Annotated in this window: 19 protein-coding genes and 1 riboswitch; of the genes, 16 read left to right on the forward strand and 3 right to left on the reverse strand. The window is 56.0% G+C overall.

Annotation, left to right across the window (positions count from 1 at the left end):
- Position 1 precedes the first annotated feature (1 nt).
- The 6 genes from mrdB to lipA all read left to right on the forward strand — a co-directional run bounded on the left by mrdB (position 2) and on the right by lipA (position 5,850).
- Positions 2-1,114: a peptidoglycan glycosyltransferase MrdB gene (gene mrdB / locus ACMGG1_RS18425; protein ID WP_020825616.1), complete on the forward strand. Its 1,113-nt coding sequence runs from the start codon at positions 2-4 to the stop codon at positions 1,112-1,114.
- A gap of 10 nt (positions 1,115-1,124) precedes the next feature.
- Positions 1,125-2,201, forward strand: coding sequence for an endolytic peptidoglycan transglycosylase RlpA (rlpA, locus tag ACMGG1_RS18430; RefSeq protein ID WP_130015899.1), 1,077 nt, complete (start codon positions 1,125-1,127; stop codon positions 2,199-2,201).
- Positions 2,202-2,378: 177 nt separating this feature from the next.
- Positions 2,379-3,590: a D-alanyl-D-alanine carboxypeptidase DacA gene (dacA, locus tag ACMGG1_RS18435; RefSeq protein ID WP_020825614.1), complete on the forward strand. Its 1,212-nt coding sequence runs from the start codon at positions 2,379-2,381 to the stop codon at positions 3,588-3,590.
- A 111-nt stretch (positions 3,591-3,701) separates the two neighbouring features.
- Positions 3,702-3,965: a DUF493 family protein YbeD gene (gene ybeD, locus ACMGG1_RS18440; protein WP_020825613.1), complete on the forward strand. Its 264-nt coding sequence runs from the start codon at positions 3,702-3,704 to the stop codon at positions 3,963-3,965.
- A 258-nt stretch (positions 3,966-4,223) separates the two neighbouring features.
- Positions 4,224-4,892: a lipoyl(octanoyl) transferase LipB gene (gene lipB, locus ACMGG1_RS18445; protein WP_020825612.1), complete on the forward strand. Its 669-nt coding sequence runs from the start codon at positions 4,224-4,226 to the stop codon at positions 4,890-4,892.
- Positions 4,885-5,850, forward strand: coding sequence for a lipoyl synthase (gene lipA, locus ACMGG1_RS18450; RefSeq protein WP_020825611.1), 966 nt, complete (start codon positions 4,885-4,887; stop codon positions 5,848-5,850). The genes lipB and lipA overlap by 8 nt, the downstream gene beginning before the upstream one ends.
- 95 nt (positions 5,851-5,945) lie before the next feature.
- Here lipA and tatA read toward each other — a convergent pair whose 3' ends face one another.
- Positions 5,946-6,155: a Sec-independent protein translocase subunit TatA gene (gene tatA, locus ACMGG1_RS18455; RefSeq protein WP_020825610.1), complete on the reverse strand. Its 210-nt coding sequence runs from the start codon at positions 6,153-6,155 to the stop codon at positions 5,946-5,948.
- Between the two features lie 218 nt (positions 6,156-6,373).
- On the opposite strand from tatA, the gene ACMGG1_RS18460 reads away from it, so the two are divergent.
- The 4 genes from ACMGG1_RS18460 to ACMGG1_RS18475 all read left to right on the forward strand — a co-directional run bounded on the left by ACMGG1_RS18460 (position 6,374) and on the right by ACMGG1_RS18475 (position 10,147).
- The gene (locus ACMGG1_RS18460) at positions 6,374-7,435 is read left to right on the forward strand and encodes a diguanylate cyclase (RefSeq protein WP_130015898.1); all 1,062 of its coding nucleotides are present in this window, start codon (positions 6,374-6,376) and stop codon (positions 7,433-7,435) included.
- 98 nt (positions 7,436-7,533) lie between these two features.
- A riboswitch (Fluoride riboswitch) is annotated at positions 7,534-7,596 on the forward strand.
- Between the two features lie 76 nt (positions 7,597-7,672).
- Positions 7,673-8,056, forward strand: coding sequence for a fluoride efflux transporter CrcB (gene crcB, locus ACMGG1_RS18465; RefSeq protein WP_020825608.1), 384 nt, complete (start codon positions 7,673-7,675; stop codon positions 8,054-8,056).
- Positions 8,057-8,354: 298 nt separating this feature from the next.
- Complete coding sequence (locus ACMGG1_RS18470; protein ID WP_414160919.1) at positions 8,355-8,951, forward strand: TetR/AcrR family transcriptional regulator; 597 nt, start codon at positions 8,355-8,357, stop codon at positions 8,949-8,951.
- Positions 8,952-8,956: 5 nt separating this feature from the next.
- On the forward strand, positions 8,957-10,147 hold the full coding sequence (locus tag ACMGG1_RS18475) for a multidrug effflux MFS transporter (RefSeq protein WP_046374296.1): 1,191 nt from the start codon (positions 8,957-8,959) through the stop codon (positions 10,145-10,147).
- 67 nt (positions 10,148-10,214) lie between these two features.
- On the opposite strand, the gene cspE is transcribed toward ACMGG1_RS18475, so the two are convergent.
- Entirely contained in the window at positions 10,215-10,424 is a 210-nt protein-coding gene (gene cspE / locus ACMGG1_RS18480) for a transcription antiterminator/RNA stability regulator CspE (protein ID WP_002210315.1), read from the reverse strand.
- 346 nt (positions 10,425-10,770) lie between these two features.
- Here cspE and ACMGG1_RS18485 point away from each other — a divergent pair, with 346 nt between their 5' ends.
- The 6 genes from ACMGG1_RS18485 to ACMGG1_RS18510 all read left to right on the forward strand — a co-directional run bounded on the left by ACMGG1_RS18485 (position 10,771) and on the right by ACMGG1_RS18510 (position 16,718).
- The gene (locus tag ACMGG1_RS18485; RefSeq protein WP_115059652.1) at positions 10,771-11,934 is read left to right on the forward strand and encodes a M20 peptidase aminoacylase family protein; all 1,164 of its coding nucleotides are present in this window, start codon (positions 10,771-10,773) and stop codon (positions 11,932-11,934) included.
- Between the two features lie 184 nt (positions 11,935-12,118).
- Positions 12,119-13,444, forward strand: a complete 1,326-nt coding sequence (locus ACMGG1_RS18490) for an LLM class flavin-dependent oxidoreductase (protein ID WP_414160920.1) — start codon at positions 12,119-12,121, stop codon at positions 13,442-13,444.
- Between the two features lie 29 nt (positions 13,445-13,473).
- A complete protein-coding gene (locus tag ACMGG1_RS18495; protein ID WP_048759511.1) occupies positions 13,474-14,406 on the forward strand; it encodes an ABC transporter substrate-binding protein in 933 nt (310 codons plus the stop codon).
- Between the two features lie 10 nt (positions 14,407-14,416).
- Entirely contained in the window at positions 14,417-14,944 is a 528-nt protein-coding gene (locus ACMGG1_RS18500) for a GNAT family N-acetyltransferase (protein ID WP_046374299.1), read from the forward strand.
- Between the two features lie 49 nt (positions 14,945-14,993).
- Entirely contained in the window at positions 14,994-15,881 is an 888-nt protein-coding gene (locus ACMGG1_RS18505; protein WP_020825601.1) for an amino acid ABC transporter permease, read from the forward strand.
- A gap of 9 nt (positions 15,882-15,890) precedes the next feature.
- Entirely contained in the window at positions 15,891-16,718 is an 828-nt protein-coding gene (locus ACMGG1_RS18510; protein WP_316044195.1) for an amino acid ABC transporter ATP-binding protein, read from the forward strand.
- A gap of 30 nt (positions 16,719-16,748) precedes the next feature.
- On the opposite strand, the gene ACMGG1_RS18515 is transcribed toward ACMGG1_RS18510, so the two are convergent.
- Positions 16,749-17,258, reverse strand: a complete 510-nt coding sequence (locus tag ACMGG1_RS18515) for a VOC family protein (protein ID WP_217330905.1) — start codon at positions 17,256-17,258, stop codon at positions 16,749-16,751.
- Positions 17,259-17,342 lie beyond the last annotated feature (84 nt).

Consider the following 17,342-nt stretch of genomic DNA (forward strand, 5'->3'; position numbering starts at 1 on the left):
CATGACTGAAAGCCAACAAAAAGCGTCGATCTGGACAAAAATCCATATCGACCCCACATTCCTGCTGTTAATTCTGGCCCTGCTGGTCTACAGCGCTTTCGTGATGTGGAGCGCCAGCGGCCAGGACATCGGCATGATGGAGCGCAAGATCGGCCAGATTGTCATGGGGTTGATCGTCATGGCCGTCATGGCGCAAATCCCGCCGCGGGTCTATGAAAGCTGGGCACCGTATCTGTATATTTTCTGCGTGATACTGCTGATTTTGGTGGACGCTTTCGGCCAGATCAGTAAAGGCGCCCAACGCTGGCTGGATCTCGGCTTCGTGCGCTTCCAGCCGTCAGAGATCGCCAAAATCGCGGTACCGCTGATGGTAGCGCGCTTTATGAACCGCGACGTCTGCCCCCCTTCGCTGAAGAATACGGCGATTGCGCTGGTACTGATTTTCCTGCCTACGCTGCTGGTTGCCGCACAGCCGGATTTGGGTACCTCGATTCTGATCGCCGCCTCCGGCCTGTTCGTGCTATTCCTGTCCGGCATGAGCTGGAAGCTGATCGCCGTAGCCGCCGTGCTGCTGGCGGCCTTTATCCCGGTGCTGTGGTTCTTCCTGATGCACGGCTATCAGCGCGACCGCGTTATGATGCTGCTCGATCCGGAAACCGACCCCCTTGGCGCCGGCTACCACATTATTCAGTCGAAAATTGCCATCGGCTCAGGCGGTCTGTCCGGTAAAGGCTGGCTGCATGGTACTCAGTCACAGCTGGAATTTCTGCCGGAACGCCACACCGACTTTATCTTTGCGGTGCTGGCCGAGGAGCTGGGGCTGGTCGGGGTACTGGTGCTGCTGGCGCTATACCTGCTGGTGATAATCCGCGGTTTGATGATCGCCGCCAAGGCGCAAACCACCTTCGGCCGAGTGATGGTCGGCGGGCTGATGCTGATTTTGTTCGTTTATGTGTTTGTTAACATTGGTATGGTCAGTGGTATTTTACCGGTAGTTGGCGTACCTTTGCCTCTGGTCAGTTACGGGGGTTCGGCGCTGATTGTGCTTATGGCTGGGTTCGGCATTATCATGTCGATCCACACGCATCGGAAAATGATGTCTAAAAGTTTATAAGAGGTGAGTAATGCGTAAGGAATGGCTTTGGGTCGGCGTAGTCGCGGTATTGCTTTCCGCCTGTACCGCCCCGACCACGGAACAGCAAGCGCCGCCGCAGCAGCCGTATAACGGACCGGTGGTGGAAATCGGTGGCGTTGAGCCTCAATATGAACCCTATAACCCTAATAACCTGCAGGATTATAAGGTTAATGGCGACACTTACCGCATTGTAAAAGATCCTCAGAACTTCTCGCAGACCGGTCTGGCCAGTTCCTATGGCGAAGAAGCCAGGGGGAATACCACCGCGCTGGGGGAACAGTTTGATCCTAACGGCCTGACCGCCGCACACCCGACGCTGCCGATCCCAAGCTACGTACGCGTGACCAACCTGGCCAACGGTCGCCAGCTGGTAGTGCGCGTTAACGATCGCGGGCCTTACACCAAAGGTCGCATCATCGATTTGTCGCGAGCCGTCGCCGATCGTCTGAACCTGTCCAACAACACCAAGGTCAAGGTTGATTTCATCAACGTTGCCCCGGATGGCACCCTCAGTGGCCCTGGCACCATCGGCACTACCGTCGCCAAACAAAGCTATGCCCTGCCCGCTCGCCCGGATCTGGGCTCCAGCAGCATGGGAACTCCCATTCAACAGGACGTCCCAGTAGCCAGCGGTGCCGCCGTGCGCCCGATTGACAACAGCAGCCTGAACACCGGCGACGCGGCTCCGGCAAGCAGCGCCGGCAATAGCCGCAGCGGCTTCCTCGGCGCGCCAAGCGCCGTACCGGCCGGCGTGTTGGAAGGCTCAGAGCCTGAACCCGTCGCCATTGCCGCACCGGTCGCCGCGACCGCCGCCGTTGCAGCAAGCAGCGCCTCTTCAACAGGCGGCTATGTGGTGCAGGTCGGCGCGCTGAGCAGTGCCGAGCGCGCGCAAAGCTGGCAGCAAAGCCTGAGCCAAAAATTCGGCGTACCGGGTAAGGTTGCCGCCAACGGCAGCGTCTACCGCGTACAGCTCGGCCCGTTCAGCGACCGTCAGCAAGCGGCTCAGCTGCAGCAGCGCCTGGCCACTGAAGCGCAGCAACAATCTTTTGTCACTGCCGCACCCTAAACATAGACCGGCGGGCAATCGCGACCGATAAGCTGATTTTTAGCTGAAACATTTTCTTTCAGCAAAAGCTTGTAAAGCGTGATAAGTCAGAGGATTGACTAATGCCTGCCAGGATCTCATCTGTTATAGTGTGGCTCGTTTTTTAACTTTACCCTCATGGATGTTGTAGTCTCGATCATGAAACAAGTAACTTCTTTTCGCTTAATCAAGAGCATAGCGCTCGGCACCGTTATCGCGATGAGTGCAACCACCGTTGCGCATGCCGATGACGTTAATATCAAGACCATGATCCCAGGCGTGCCGCAGATCGATGCGGAATCCTACGTCCTGATTGATTACAATTCCGGTAAAGTTTTGGCGGAAATGAACGCCGATGCGCGCCGTGACCCTGCCAGCCTGACAAAAATGATGACCAGCTACGTCATCGGTCAAGCGCTGAAAGCAGGAAAAATCGGCCAGGAAGATCTGGTGACCGTAGGTCAAGACGCCTGGGCAACCGGCAACCCGGTATTCAAAGGGTCTTCCCTGATGTTCCTCAAGCCTGGCGACCGCGTACCGGTCTCCAAGCTGACCCGCGGCATCAACCTGCAGTCAGGTAACGACGCCTGCGTGGCCATGGCCGACTACGTGGCCGGCAGCCAGGACGCATTCGTTAACCTGATGAACACCTACGTCAGCAAGCTGGGCCTGCAGAACACCCACTTCCAAACGGTACACGGCCTGGACGCACAGGGTCAGTACAGCTCCGCACGCGATATGGCGTTGATCGGCCAGGCGCTGATCCGCGACGTGCCGGACGAATACGCGATTTATAAAGAAAAAGAGTTCACCTTCAACAATATCCGCCAGATGAACCGTAACGGTCTGCTGTGGGATACCAGCCTGAACGTGGACGGCATCAAAACCGGCCATACCGACGCCGCGGGCTATAACCTGGTGGCTTCTGCGACCGAAGGCCAGATGCGTCTGATCTCCGCAGTGCTGGGCGGTCGTACTTACAAGGGCCGCGAAACCGAGAGCAAGAAACTGCTGACCTGGGGCTTCCGCTTCTTCGAAACCGTTGCGCCACTGAAAGTAGGCAAAGAGTTTGCGTCTGAGCCAGTCTGGTTCGGCGATGCAGATCGCGTTGAGTTGGGCGTAGACAAAGACGTTTACCTGACCATCCCACGCGGCCGCATGAAAGATCTTAAAGCCAGCTACGTGCTGAACACCCCGGAAATTCATGCGCCACTGGCTAAAAACCAGGTTGTCGGCAGCATCAACTTCCAATTGGACGGTAAAACCATCGACCAGCGTCCGCTGGTAGTGATGAACGAAGTGAAAGAAGGCGGTTTCTTCAGCCGTATCGTCGATTACATCAAACTGATGTTCCACCACTGGTTCGGTTAACAGTTGAAATGGGCAAAATTGCCCCCATATACTGATTAACATTAACTCCCGCTCCGGCGGGAGTTATAATTTATAGACTCGCTATATCGATAGCCGCACTCTGGAGCGCACATGAAAACTAAACTGAACGAACTGCTCGAATTCCCTTGCTCATTTACCTACAAGGTAATGGGCCTGGCACAACCCGAGCTGGTAGACCAGGTGGTTGAAGTGGTGCAGCGCCACGCTCCTGGGGACTATAACCCGCAGGTTAAACCTAGCAGCAAAGGCAATTACCACTCCGTGTCCATCACCATCAATGCCACCCATATTGACCAGGTGGAAACCTTATATGATGAGTTGGGCAACCTTGAAATTGTCCGCATGGTGCTGTAATTCCAGCACAATCCTCTGCTTTTCAACCCGGGCCAGAGCATCCTCTGCCCGGGTTGCGCATTTTGAGTCAGCTATCCCAAAAGGATTGGAGATGCATCAAGGCGGCAAGCGGCCGAATCCCGCTGAGCTTACTTAAGTAAGTGATTCGGGTGAGAAAGCGTGGCCAACACAGAGACAGCTTCAAGCATGAAGGGTATAAATGCTGGTCGCGGGCCAGAGCGCCCGGTATAATGGCTTTACCACTTCTGTAACCTGACGATGACTCTTTTGCAACCAGACAAGATCATTTTGCGTCAGCTGGGGTTGCAGCCCTACGAGCCTGTATCCCAAGCCATGCACAACTTCACCGATCGCCGAACCGAAGCCACACCCGATGAGCTGTGGTTGGTTCAGCATCAGCCCGTATTTACTCAGGGCCAGGCCGGTAAAGCGGAGCATCTGTTAATGCCGGGTGACATTCCGGTGATCCAGAGCGATCGCGGTGGCCAGGTAACCTACCACGGGCCGGGGCAACAGGTGATGTACGTGATGGTCGATCTGAAACGCAGCAAGGTTGGCGTTCGCCAACTGGTCACGGCTATCGAAGATACCGTTATTAATACCCTCGCCCACTTTCACATTGAATCGCGTGCCCGTCCGGATGCGCCCGGTGTTTACGTGGGGGAGCAAAAGATCTGTTCGTTGGGTTTGCGGATCCGCAAAGGCAGTTCATTCCACGGCCTGGCCCTGAATGTGGCCATGGATCTCACCCCTTTCCAGCGTATCAACCCTTGCGGTTACGCCGGCATGCAGATGGCGCAGGTCAGCGCGCTGGCGCCCGGCGTCGGCATAGAAGACGTACACCCCGTCCTGGTACAGGAATTTGTTCATTTACTCGGCTACCCGAAGGTCGAGCTTCGTAACTGGAACCTGCACGATTATGAGTAAACCAATTCAGATGGAACGCGGCGTCAAATACCGCGATGCAGACAAAATGGCGTTGATCCCGATTAAAACGGTGGTCACCGAACGGCAGGAGCTGTTGCGTAAACCCGAGTGGATGAAAATCAAACTCCCTGCCGACTCTACGCGCATTCAGGGCATTAAAGCCGCAATGCGTAAAAACGGTCTGCATTCGGTGTGCGAAGAAGCTTCCTGCCCGAACCTGTCTGAGTGTTTCAACCACGGTACCGCGACCTTTATGATCCTGGGCGCAATCTGTACCCGTCGTTGCCCGTTCTGCGACGTAGCCCACGGTCGTCCGGTAGCCCCGGATGCCAACGAGCCGGAGAAACTGGCTCAGACCATCGCCGATATGGGCCTGCGCTATGTGGTGATCACCTCGGTTGACCGCGACGACCTGCGTGACGGCGGTGCCCAGCACTTTGCCGACTGCATCGCTGCCATCCGCGCGAAAAACCCGACCATCAAGATTGAAACCCTGGTGCCTGACTTCCGCGGCCGTATGGATCGCGCACTGGAAATTCTGACCGAAACGCCGCCGGATGTGTTTAACCACAATCTGGAAAACGTGCCGCGTGTTTATCGCCAGGTGCGTCCGGGCGCTAACTACGAGTGGTCACTGAAGCTGCTGGAGCGGTTCAAGGAAGCGCATCCGCATATCCCAACCAAGTCTGGCCTGATGGTCGGCCTGGGGGAAACCAATGCGGAAATCGTTGAGGTCATGCGCGATCTGCGTCGCCATGGCGTCACCATGTTGACCTTGGGCCAGTATTTGCAGCCAAGCCGTCATCACCTGCCGGTGCAGCGTTACGTCAGCCCGGCCGAATTCGATGAAATGAAAGAAGAAGCGATGGCAATGGGCTTTACCCATGCAGCCTGCGGTCCGTTTGTTCGTTCCTCCTACCATGCCGATTTGCAGGCAAAAGGGATGGAAGTGAAGTAATCGCAGCAATGATTTGTTACGTTTCCCCCTGCGGAAACGGCAAAAAACGGATGTCCTCGCGGCATCCGTTTTTTATTGCCTGGCAGAAAGCGTGATTAAACGTCTTTCTTTTCGACGCTCTGCGGGTTGGCCTGGCTTTCTGCGGTGTTGGCCGGCGGTGGGGTGGTATCGTCGCCCACGGCCTTTTTAAAGCCCTTCAGCGCCGCACCTAAATCCGCGCCCAACGTGCGCAGTTTGCTGGTACCGAACAGCAAGATGATCAACACCGCAATCACCAGAAGTTTGGTAATACTGATCCCTTCCATACTCACCTTCTTATTCATATAGCGCTGCGAATGCAGCGAGAAAACAAACCTTGCCTGCGGGTATTTACCTACTTTCTCCGGAGCAAGACAACAGCAACATGTAACAGAGTGAGATCCCCACCACGGCTCGATTTTATCCGCACTGGACATTAATCAGACTATTCTGAGTTTAGAAGCCGCGTGGTACGCTGTCACCCTGCTCATCATGGAGTTGCCGGATGTACAAGCCATCAGTCATAGATACCCGAAAATCCGGCCTTAGCTTTGCCAGACGCACCTATCTGCCGCGCATCGTCGGCCTGGGCATAGGTTCTCTGTGCGTATTTTCAGTTTTCTACACCCAAAACACCGCCCCATGGTTGTGGGGCCTACTGATTTTGCACGGCTTTATCTGGCCACACCTCGCCTATCAATGGGCACGACGTTCCTCCCAGCCGTTCAAGGCCGAAATCCGTAACCTGCTGATCGATTCGTTTTTCGGCGGCCTGTGGGTGGCGATGATGGCCTTCAACGCCTTGCCGTCGGTGGTAATCTTATCGATGATGGGAATGAACAACATAGCCGCTGCGGGTAAGCCGCTGTTCTTCAAAGGCCTGGGGGCACAACTGGCCGGCGCTCTGACGATCGGCGCCCTGATGGGCTTTCCCTTTCAGCCGGAAAGTACGGTGTCGCAGGTCTACCTGTGCCTGCCAATGATCTACCTCTATCCGATACTGCTGGGGTTAGTCACCTACCGCACCGCCAAACGGCTGGCGGAGAAAAAGCAGGAGCTGCTGCGCATCAGCATGCGTGACGGCCTTACCGGGTTGTACAACCGCCGCCACTGGGAGCATTTGCTGCATCATCAATTTGACAGCTGTCGCCGTTATCAGCACACCGCAACCCTGATCCTGATGGATATCGATCGCTTTAAAACCATCAACGACACCTTCGGCCATGCGTTGGGGGACGAAGCGCTGGCGGTGCTGGCGGAAGAACTGTTAATTGGTCTGCGCGCCGTAGATATTGTCGGACGCTACGGCGGCGACGAATTTGGCGCAGTGCTGCCCAACACCAGCGCCGAACAGGCCAGCATTGCGTTATTGCGCATTCAGGAACGGCTCAATGAGGTCATTTTTCGCGAAGCCCCGCAACTGCGGCTCAACATCAGCGCCGGCATTGCGGATTATAACGGCGAGATGAGCGGCTATCTGGACTGGTTGAAAGCCGCAGACAATGCGTTGTACCGCGCCAAGAACAACGGCCGCAATCGCCTGGAGCTGGCCGTACCCGGCCATTGACGCCCAGAGTGACGACTTCCGCTTTTTCTGTCACTTTTGCTACTACAAAACGGGCTGCGCTAGGTGTAACATCCCCTATGCACAGCTAAACAGCCGTGCCGAACGACGGAGATGACATTCCTCCATAACCGCCCTCACAGGCTGATGATGTCTACGTAACCTCTCAGAGGGGTGCGTAGCGTTACGCCTGAACCTTTCTGAGTTTTATTTCCCCTTGAATGAAAGGTGGTTTCGACCATGTTGAGTTCTTTACTGGCAGTTTTTATTGGCGGTGGTGTCGGCAGCGTGCTGCGCTGGGCCATAAGCATGAAGATGAACCCGCTCAATGCGCACATCCCGCTGGGTACGCTAGCGGTGAACCTGCTGGGCGGTTTTATCATCGGCCTGGCTATGGCAATATTCACCCGGATGACACACTTGGATCCGACCTGGAAACTGCTGATCACCACCGGTTTTTGCGGCGGCCTGACCACCTTTTCCACCTTTTCTCTGGAAGTGGTGTATTTGCTGCAGGATGGTCGTTTCGCCTGGGCGTTGGGCAATATGCTGCTCAACCTGGCGGGTTCGCTGGCGATGACCCTGTTGGCGTTTATGCTGGTCATCTGGGTCAACGGGCAATAAGTGATTTCGTTGCCTTAATGTTTCCTTAATCTCCCGTGCGCATAATCTCATCCAGTCACCCCAACTGGATGAGAACTCAGATGCCAAGCCTGCCAAGAACCATCACTGAAGTTGCCGCAACCCTGCTGTGCCTGCTGGTTGTTGTCGCCTTTATCAAGGTATATCTGTTCGCCTAAACCGCAGCGCTTCCCCACCTTTACCCTTGCCCTATTGCCTATTGCCGTTGTTGCATTACAATTGAGAATGAACGTTCACACCCAGAAGGTGAACAACACATTTCTTGGCAAAGGATCGGGACATGATATCCACCAGCGACAGCAAGCAGGCTAAAGTACAGGCCCGCCGCGATCAGATTGTCGACGCCGCAAAACTCTGCTTTCGCCAGCACGGTTTCCACGCCGCCAGCATGGCGGAAATCGCGTATGCCTCGCAGCTGAGCGTTGGCCAGATCTACCGCTATTTCGACAATAAAGACGCCATCATCGAAGAAATCGTCAACCGCATCATCGCCAGTAAAATGCGCCGCCTGGAAGATCTCGGCGACCATATCAACCTGATCGCCGGCACTCTGGCAGCACGCAGCCTGTTTCAGCAACCGGGCGAAACTGAAACCGATCACATGCTGATGCTGGAAGTGACCGCTGAAGCCACCCGTAACCCGACGGTGGCGAAAATGCTCAGCGATGCGGAAACGCGCTTGTTTCATCATGTTTGCCAAAGCCTGCGTCGGCTCTACCCATATTTCAGCGAGCAGGAAATTGCCGCCAGGGTGGAATTTATTGCCGTATTAAGCGAAGGCACCGGCTATCGCATACTCACCACACAAAAAGCCGACGTCAGCTTGCTGAACGGCTTATACCAACAAGCTATCTCTCACCTGTTCAGGAAACCTTAATCCCTATGACCAGACCATTAGCCAGACAACGTCTGGTGTACGCGCTCGTGCTTGGCCTGCTCGCCTCACTGGGGCCGCTGTGCATCGATCTCTACCTGCCCGCTCTGCCGGAGATGGCCGGAGAGCTGAATACCTCTACCGCCACGGCACAGCTCAGCCTGACCGCCGGCCTACTGGGGTTAGGCGTCGGCCAGCTGATTTTCGGCCCTTACAGCGACAAGCTCGGCCGCATGCGTCCGCTGCTGGTGTCGTTAGCGCTGCTGCTGTTCGCGTCACTGTGGTGCGCGTTGGCGCCGAATATCGACCAGTTGTTGATTGCCCGCCTGTTGCAAGGGCTGGCCGGGGCCGGTGGTGCCGTCATTTCGCGCGCTATAGCCCGCGATCTCTATTCCGGGCATGAACTGACACGGTTCTTCGCCCTGCTGATGTTGGTTAACGGCCTGGCGCCGATCGTTGCGCCAGTGCTGGGGGGAGCCATGCTGCAGTTCATGGACTGGCGAGGAATTTTCGGCGTGCTGGCAGGTATCGCAGTGCTGCTGTTTACGCTAGCCAGTTTGAAGCTCAGCGAGTCACTGCCCGCGGAACGTCGCAGCCAGGGCGGGATTTTGGCGATGTTGCAGTCGCTGGGTGGCTTGCTGACCCAACGCCAATTTATGGGCCTGTGCCTGACGCAAGGTTTCGTCATGGCCGGGATGTTCGCCTACATCGGCGCCTCTCCTTTCGTGCTGCAACAGATTTACGGCCTCAGCCCACAGATGTTCAGCCTGTGCTTCGCCATCAACGGCGTCGGGCTGATTATTTCGGCGCAAATCTCCAGTCGCCTGAGCATACATTGGGGAGAAAGAAAGGTGCTGAAAGGCGGCTTAACGCTGGCTGCGGTTTCCTCGCTGCTGCTGTTGCTGGCTGCCAGCCTGCACGCCCCGCTGGTGCTATTGCTGGTGCCGCTGTTCTTCTCGGTAGCAGTGATCGGCATCGTGGGCCCTACGGCGTCATCTTTGGCGATGCAAAGCCAAGGGGACAAAGCCGGCAGCGCCTCCGCATTGATTGGCGTGAGCATGTTTGCTTTGGGTGCCTGCAGCGTGCCACTTACCGGCCTGGGCGGCACCTCCAGCGTGTCGATGGCGCTAACCATCGTCGGCTGTTATGCCATCGCCATCGTGCTGTTTAAGCTGCTGGTACGTAAACCGCAGGCGTAAATCGTCGTAAAAAGGCAATAAAAAACCCGCTCTGAGAGCGGGTTTTAAGAATTTCGGCTACTGTAGCTTAGATAGCGATAACGTTAGCAGCAGATGGCCCTTTGGCACCGTTCGTGATTTCAAATTCTACACGCTGGCCTTCAGCAAGAGTTTTGAAACCATTGCTAGCGATGGCAGAGAAGTGAACGAAAACGTCCTTGCTACCATCTTCCGGAGTAATGAAGCCGAAGCCTTTGGATTCATTAAACCACTTAACGCTACCTTTAATCTTAGACATCAAACTTACCTTTAACGTGAATGTAAGACACAAAACGTGTGTCCAGTACAGTACAGCAATTAGACGGGATTTTGTCCACAACCTGGATCACATAAAAACGATAAAAAGTGAAAAAATCCGTCTCCGCCGCTGTAAACCGCCTACCCCCTTGGCCATTGCCACCACGGGCAGTCCAATCCTCTCTAAACCCCAGCGAACAGCGGTCGAACGCCTGTTTGATGGGGCGTCAACGCGTATTGACGGCGTGATGCAGACACAATCGCTATGAAATATAACCATATAGTCTTTTTGCTTCCGGCCGCGCTGCACTAGGGTTAAAACTTGTTAACCACTGTGAGCCAAGACTATGACCAGCCAACTGGCCGAAAAAATCATCGCCTATCGCCGTGAACTGCATCAGAACCCTGAGCTGTCCAACCATGAGTTTGCCACGACCGCCCGCCTCACCCGTTGGCTGGAAGAGGCCGGTATCCGTATTTTGCCGCTCGGGCTGAAGACTGGCGTAGTGGCCGAAATCGGCAGTGGCAAGGGGCCGATCATTGCGCTGCGTGGCGATATTGACGCCTTGCCGATCGAAGAAATTTCCGGCGTGCCGTTCAGCTCGCAAAACAGCGGCGTGATGCACGCCTGCGGACATGATTTTCACACGTCGGTCATGCTCGGCGCCGCGCACTTGTTGAAAGCGCGTGAGGCGACTCTGCCCGGTACGGTGCGTATTTTCTTCCAGCCGGCAGAAGAAACCTTTAACGGTGCCCAACACCTGATCGACGCCGGTGCGCTGGATAACGTGGCGGCAGTGTTCGGTTTGCACAATGCCCCCGAATTGCCGACCGGCACCTTTGCCACCCGAGCAGGCCCGTTTTACGCCAACGTCGATCGTTTCCAAATTCTGATCACCGGCAAGGGCGCGCACGCTGCCAAGCCGGAGCAAGGAGTCGACACCATCGTCACCGCCAGCCAGATCGTTACCGCATTGCAAACCCTGCCCAGCCGCAGCTTCAGTTCGCTGGAATCCCTGGTGGTGAGCGTCACGCGTATCGAGGGCGGCAATACCTGGAACGTTCTGCCGCAGACCGTAGAGCTGGAGGGCACGGTGCGCACCCACAGTGATGCGGTTCGCCGTCAGGTACCGGATAAAATCCGCCAGGTGATTAACGGCGTGGCAGCCTCGCTTGGCGCAGAAGCAGAATTGCGCTGGCAGGCCGGGCCACCGGCGGTCATTAACGACCCACGCTGGGCAGCGTTCAGCAAAACCGTCGCCGCCGAAGCGGGTTACCGGGTGGAAGAAGCCGAGTTACAAATGGGCGGCGAAGACTTCGCGCTTTATCTGCATCATGTCCCGGGCGTGTTCGTCAGCATCGGTTCGGCAAGCGAGTTCGGCCTGCACCATCCGCGTTTCAATCCGGATGAACAGGCGATTTTCCCCGCTTCGCAATATTTCGAACTGTTGGCGGAGCGCACGCTGCAACAATTAACCACGGTGCCGGAAAAAGCCACCAGCAACGTGTAAACCTGTCTGATTATTATTTCGCGGCGTAGAGTATTCTGCGCTGCGATTTATTATTTCCCTCACCGTTATATTTGCTATTTTCAACATTTGAATATGCTGTTTTGTTGTTTTACATCCTGATGACGCTAATCAATAGTGGAGCTCTAAAGAGAGCGCCACACCGGCATTTAACAGGGTGAAAGCAATGAGCAACAGTGCGAATAATCAACGGCAATTACGTCTTGGCGCCATTTTGCATGGCGCGTCGGGAAATATGTCTGCCTGGCGGCATCCGGATGCCACCGCCGACGCCAGTATTAATCTCGATTTTAATATTGCCACGGCGAAAAAAGCCGAACAGGGTAAATTGGATTTCGTGTTTGTTGCCGACGGCTTATATATCAATGAGAAGTCCATCCCGCACTTTCTCAATCGTTTTGAACCGCTAACCCTGCTTGCCGCCCTGTCCGCAGCGACCGACAAAATCGGCCTGGTGGGCACATTATCCACCTCCTACAGCGATCCTTTTACCGTGGCTCGCCAGTTCGCCAGCCTCGATCACCTGAGTAAAGGCCGGGCGGGCTGGAACGTTGTCACCTCGCCACTGGAAGGATCCGCGAAAAATTTCTCGCGCGCCGAACATCCGGAACACAGCTTGCGTTACCGCATTGCCAGCGAATACCTCGACGTAACCAAAGGGCTGTGGGACTCGTGGGAAGCCGACGCCTTCGTGCGCAACAAGCAGAGCGGCGAATTTTTCAGTGCCGGAAAACTGCATACCCTGAACCATCAGGGAGAGTTCTTCTCTGTTCAGGGGCCACTGAATATTGGCCGTACGCCGCAGGGCCGTCCGATCCTGTTCCAGGCGGGCGCTTCGGAAGACGGCAAGCAATTGGCGGCCAAACACGCCGATGCCATCTTCACTCATCATGAATCGCAACAACAGGCGCAAGCATTTTATCAGGACGTCAAAAAACAGTTGGTGGAACAAGGGCGCGAACCGGATGACCTGCGGATCTTCCAGGGCGTCAGCGTGATCGTCGGTGACGATAATGAAGACGTGGAGCGTCAGTATTGGGAAACCGCGCGCCTGGTCAGCATCGAAAATGCGCTCAATTATCTGGGCCGCTACTTTGAGCACTATGACTTTTCGCGTCACCCGCTGGATGAACCCTTCCCAGACATTGGCGACCTGGGGCAAAACAGCTTTCGCAGCACCACCGACGCCATCAAACGCAACGCCCGTGAGCGCAATCTGACGCTGCGTGAAGTGGCGCTGGAGGCGGCCTCACCACGTCCGGTATTCGGCGGTACGCCGGAAGCGGTGGCCGACGGCCTGCAAAACTGGTTCGACACCCAGGCCGCCGACGGTTTCATCATCAGCGGCGGTACGCCAAATTCACTCAGCCACTTTGTCGACCGCGTAGTGCCCATTTTGCAACAACGCGGCCTGTTCCGCAGTGATTACAACGGCGACACGCTGCGCGATCACCTTGGCCTGAAGCAGCCACTGAACCAATTTACCCAATAACAATAATATTATTTTCAGGGATAGCTGCTATGCGAAATACCTTTACCGTCACCGCCGTTGCCGCACTCCTGGCTTCGTTAAGCCTGGCCGGCACGGCGCTGGCAGCCGGCACCGGCATCGATTTAAAAGCCAATGAAACCCGCATTCATGTGGCTAAAAACCCGCAGGCGATCGCCAAACTGCCGCAAGGTTTCCATTTCGTGCAACCGGGCAAGTTCACCGTGGCGATTGCCGCGCTCAATACCCCGCCGCTGGCGCTGTTCGCCTCGGACAATAAAACGTTGATTGGCAGCGAATCCGACATCGCACAGTTGGTCGCCGACAGTCTGGGCCTGGAACTGAACGTGGTGCAAACCTCGTGGGAAGACTGGCCGCTGGGCGTCGCCTCTGGCAAATACGACGCCGCCATCACCAACGTCACCGTGACCAAAGAGCGTAAGACACGCTTTGATTTCGCCACCTATCGCATCGATTCCCTCGGCTTCTACGTGAAATCGGGCGGCAAGATCACTTCGATTAAAGAGGCCAAAGACATCGCCGGGTTGAAGATCATCGTCGGCTCAGGCACCAACCAGGAAGCCATTCTGCTGGACTGGGACAAACAGAACCAACAACAAGGGCTGAAACCGCTGCAGCCTGTCTACGTCACCGATGATGCCGCCGCCACGCTGGCTCTCCAGTCCGGCCGCGCCGACGCTTATTTCGGTCCCAATGTGATGGGTGCCTACAAGGCTGCGCTCAATGGCCGTACCAAACTGGCGGGCACGGTAGACGGCGGCTGGCCAAAAGTGGCGCACATTGCCGTCACCACCAAAAAAGGCAATGGCCTGGTGTACGCAGTGAACGAAGCGCTGAACGGGGTGATCCAGGGTGGGCAATACGATCAGGTATTGAATCGTTGGGGTGAGAGCGTCGAACGCATTCCGCACTCGGAGATCAACCCACAGGGCTTGGGCGATTAGGAGCATACAGATGGCAAATGACGTTTTTATCCAAACGCTGCCGGACGATCCGCTGATCGAACCGGTGATCGCAGGGTTGTTCGACGAGTACCGCCGACGCTACGGCAACTATTTTGGTGACCAGGAGCAGGAAACGCTGGATCTGTACGCCCCACCACAGGGTGCCTTTATCGTGCTGCTGCGGGCCGGAGAGCCCATCGCCATGGGCGCTTTCAAACGCTACGATCCGCAAACTGCCGAGCTCAAGCGTATCTGGACCCGAACAGACCTGCGCCGACAGGGGCTGGCGCAGCGGGTATTGCAACAGTTGGAAACGCTGGCGCTGGAACAGGGTTATCGTCAGCTCTATCTGACCACCGGCTTTCGCCAGCCGGAGGCCGTGGGCCTGTATTTGAGCAACGGCTATCAGCCACAGTTCGATCCCAGCGTCGACAGTGAGGTCTACAGCCGCCCGCCCTACGACGGCCGACTGCCGTTTCGCAAAAGCCTGACAACAGCGGACGCACTCTGTTGCGCGCCGGAAAGGAAGATTGCCTAGGGGGCAGCCCCCTTCTTAACCCTTTTTTATCTGTTTCAGGAGATCTGCAATGTCCAAACAAGAAGTGTTAAAAGTGGTTCCCGCACGCTACCCGCTACGGCTGGTGGGCGCGCTGTTTTCAGTCTTTATTCTGGCGGCCATCGTCCAGTCGGTGGCGGCTAACGAACGTTGGGAATGGGGCGTATTCGCCGAGTGGTTCTTTGCACCGGCGGTGCTGTCGGGCTTGGGGCAGACCCTGCTGCTGACGCTGCTTGGCACCCTGTTCAGCATCATCTTCGGCACCCTGCTGGCGCTGGCGCGGCTGTCACGCTCTTATCTGCTGGCCTCGCTGGCGTGGGGGTATATCTGGCTGTTCCGCTCACTGCCGCTGATTCTGGTGCTGATTATTTTGTATAACTTTTCATACCTGTACGATGCGATTTCGTTAGGTATTCCCTTTACTTCGGTGGTGTTCGCCAGCTATCCGACCATCGATATTCTCAGCCAGTTCTCCGTGGCGGTGCTGGGGCTGACGCTGGTGCAATCGGCCTATACCGCAGAAATCATCCGCGGCGGCATTCTCGGCGTGGAATACGGCCAGCATGAGGCCGCGGCGGCGCTTGGCCTGCCGGGTTATCGGCGCACCTTTCGTATCATTCTGCCGCAGGCGCTGCGCTCCATCGTTCCGACCGGTTTCAACGAAATCATCAGCCTGGCGAAAGGCACTTCCATCGTTTACGTATTGGCGCTGCCTGAGCTGTTTTACACCATTCAGGTGATCTATAACCGCACTCAGCAGGTGATCCCACTGCTGATGGTCGCCACGATTTGGTACCTGTTCATCACCACCGCACTGTCGGTCATTCAGTATTACATTGAGCGCTATTTCGCCCGGGGCGCGGTCCGCGAACTGCCGCCAACGCCATGGCAGAAACTGGCCGGCTGGTTAAAACGTTAGGAGGATCCCATGTCCGAAGCCATTGATTATTATGCCCTGCGCGAAGCGCCGGTGCGCAACATTGTCCCGGTACCGGCCCGCGGCCTGATTGAGATCAGCAACGTGAGCAAATATTTCGGCAAGCATAAAGCGCTTGACGACGTCAGCCTGACGCTGCAGCCGGGAACCGTCACGGTTATTCTTGGTCCCTCAGGTTCCGGCAAGTCCACCCTGCTGCGGGCCATCAACCATCTCGAGCGCGTCGACGAAGGTTTTATCCGTATCGACGGCGACTACGTCGGCTACCGACGCAAGGGTGACAAGCTGTATGAGCTGAAAGAAAACGCCATTCTCAAGCAGCGCATCAACGTTGGCTATGTGTTCCAGAACTTCAACCTGTTCCCTCACCTGACGGTCCTGGAAAACATCGTTGAAGCGCCGGTGGTACATAAGATTTACTCGCGAGCCCAGGCCAAAGAGGTCGCTTATCAACTGTTGGATACCGTCGGCCTCCGGCACAAGGCGGATGCCTACCCGCGTCACCTGTCTGGTGGTCAGCAACAGCGTATCGCCATTGCTCGTGCTCTGGCGCTGAATCCAAAGGTGATTTTGTTCGATGAACCGACTTCGGCGCTGGATCCTGAACTGGTTGGTGAAGTGTTGGACGTCATCAAAGGACTGGCGGATCTGGGAGTTACGCTGGTGGTGGTAACCCATGAAATTGGCTTTGCTCGCGAAGCGGCGGATCAGATTGTCTTTATGGTCGATGGGCAAATCGTCGAACAGGGGAATGCGCGACAGGTACTGAACCATCCGCAGCATAACCGCACCGTCAACTTTCTCAATAAGGTTCTGTAACTGCAGGGCGCCCAACGGCGCCCCGTTCTATCATGCCTGCGCGAAACGGCGTTTTTCGGCGACGAAATCCAGCGGTTTGATGCCGTGCTGGTTGCGATCTTCTTCTGTCTGCAACGCCGACGGAATAAACCAGGTCACTTCAAACAACAGTCCGTCTGGATCATGACCGTAAATGCTCTTGTGCACGCCATGATCTTCCTCCAGCCCAAGAATGCCCCGCTGCGCCAATTGATCGCGAATGCGCTCCAGTTCGTCCAGGCTATCGACTTCCCAGGCCAGATGATACAACCCGGCCGGAGGTTCGTTTTCCGCCGGCGGCTCATCGTTAGCGCGAAAAACACCGGCCCGCTGCTGCCCCAGGTTCTTGCTGAACAGCGCCAAATCGTGATCATTATCCGAATCGGCCGCCTGGGTAAACACCGCTTTATCGGGGCTGCCTGAAGGTTTGAGCTTGAATCCCAGCACCTGATGATAAAAGTCCGCGCTGTGCTGCACGTCACTGACATACAACACCGCGTGGTTAAGCCGTTTAATTCCCATCAATTTTCCCTTTCAGAAATGAATAAAGTCAGGCTGAAAATAGCATGCGGCCACCACGCGGCTAAATGCCGTTATCGCATTATC

The organism is Serratia sp. BNK-12, from assembly GCF_047456085.1.
Classification (GTDB): Bacteria; Pseudomonadota; Gammaproteobacteria; order Enterobacterales; family Enterobacteriaceae; genus Serratia; species Serratia liquefaciens.

Excerpts from the sequence above, each read along its gene's own strand:
- tatA (WP_020825610.1), bottom strand. The coding sequence starts at position 6,155 with ATGGAAGGGATCAGTATTACCAAACTTCTGGTGATTGCGGTGTTGATC.
- cspE (WP_002210315.1), bottom strand. The coding sequence starts at position 10,424 with ATGTCTAAGATTAAAGGTAGCGTTAAGTGGTTTAATGAATCCAAAGGC.
- ACMGG1_RS18500 (WP_046374299.1), top strand. The coding sequence starts at position 14,417 with ATGGCAAATGACGTTTTTATCCAAACGCTGCCGGACGATCCGCTGATC.
- ACMGG1_RS18505 (WP_020825601.1), top strand. The coding sequence starts at position 14,994 with ATGTCCAAACAAGAAGTGTTAAAAGTGGTTCCCGCACGCTACCCGCTA.
- lipB (WP_020825612.1), top strand. The coding sequence starts at position 4,224 with ATGACTCTTTTGCAACCAGACAAGATCATTTTGCGTCAGCTGGGGTTG.
- ACMGG1_RS18485 (WP_115059652.1), top strand. The coding sequence starts at position 10,771 with ATGACCAGCCAACTGGCCGAAAAAATCATCGCCTATCGCCGTGAACTG.
- ACMGG1_RS18510 (WP_316044195.1), top strand. The coding sequence starts at position 15,891 with ATGTCCGAAGCCATTGATTATTATGCCCTGCGCGAAGCGCCGGTGCGC.
- ACMGG1_RS18515 (WP_217330905.1), bottom strand. The coding sequence starts at position 17,258 with ATGGGAATTAAACGGCTTAACCACGCGGTGTTGTATGTCAGTGACGTG.
- crcB (WP_020825608.1), top strand. The coding sequence starts at position 7,673 with ATGTTGAGTTCTTTACTGGCAGTTTTTATTGGCGGTGGTGTCGGCAGC.
- mrdB (WP_020825616.1), top strand. The coding sequence starts at position 2 with ATGACTGAAAGCCAACAAAAAGCGTCGATCTGGACAAAAATCCATATC.
- rlpA (WP_130015899.1), top strand. The coding sequence starts at position 1,125 with ATGCGTAAGGAATGGCTTTGGGTCGGCGTAGTCGCGGTATTGCTTTCC.
- ybeD (WP_020825613.1), top strand. The coding sequence starts at position 3,702 with ATGAAAACTAAACTGAACGAACTGCTCGAATTCCCTTGCTCATTTACC.
- ACMGG1_RS18475 (WP_046374296.1), top strand. The coding sequence starts at position 8,957 with ATGACCAGACCATTAGCCAGACAACGTCTGGTGTACGCGCTCGTGCTT.
- ACMGG1_RS18460 (WP_130015898.1), top strand. The coding sequence starts at position 6,374 with ATGTACAAGCCATCAGTCATAGATACCCGAAAATCCGGCCTTAGCTTT.
- ACMGG1_RS18490 (WP_414160920.1), top strand. The coding sequence starts at position 12,119 with ATGAGCAACAGTGCGAATAATCAACGGCAATTACGTCTTGGCGCCATT.
- ACMGG1_RS18470 (WP_414160919.1), top strand. The coding sequence starts at position 8,355 with ATGATATCCACCAGCGACAGCAAGCAGGCTAAAGTACAGGCCCGCCGC.
- dacA (WP_020825614.1), top strand. The coding sequence starts at position 2,379 with ATGAAACAAGTAACTTCTTTTCGCTTAATCAAGAGCATAGCGCTCGGC.
- lipA (WP_020825611.1), top strand. The coding sequence starts at position 4,885 with ATGAGTAAACCAATTCAGATGGAACGCGGCGTCAAATACCGCGATGCA.
- ACMGG1_RS18495 (WP_048759511.1), top strand. The coding sequence starts at position 13,474 with ATGCGAAATACCTTTACCGTCACCGCCGTTGCCGCACTCCTGGCTTCG.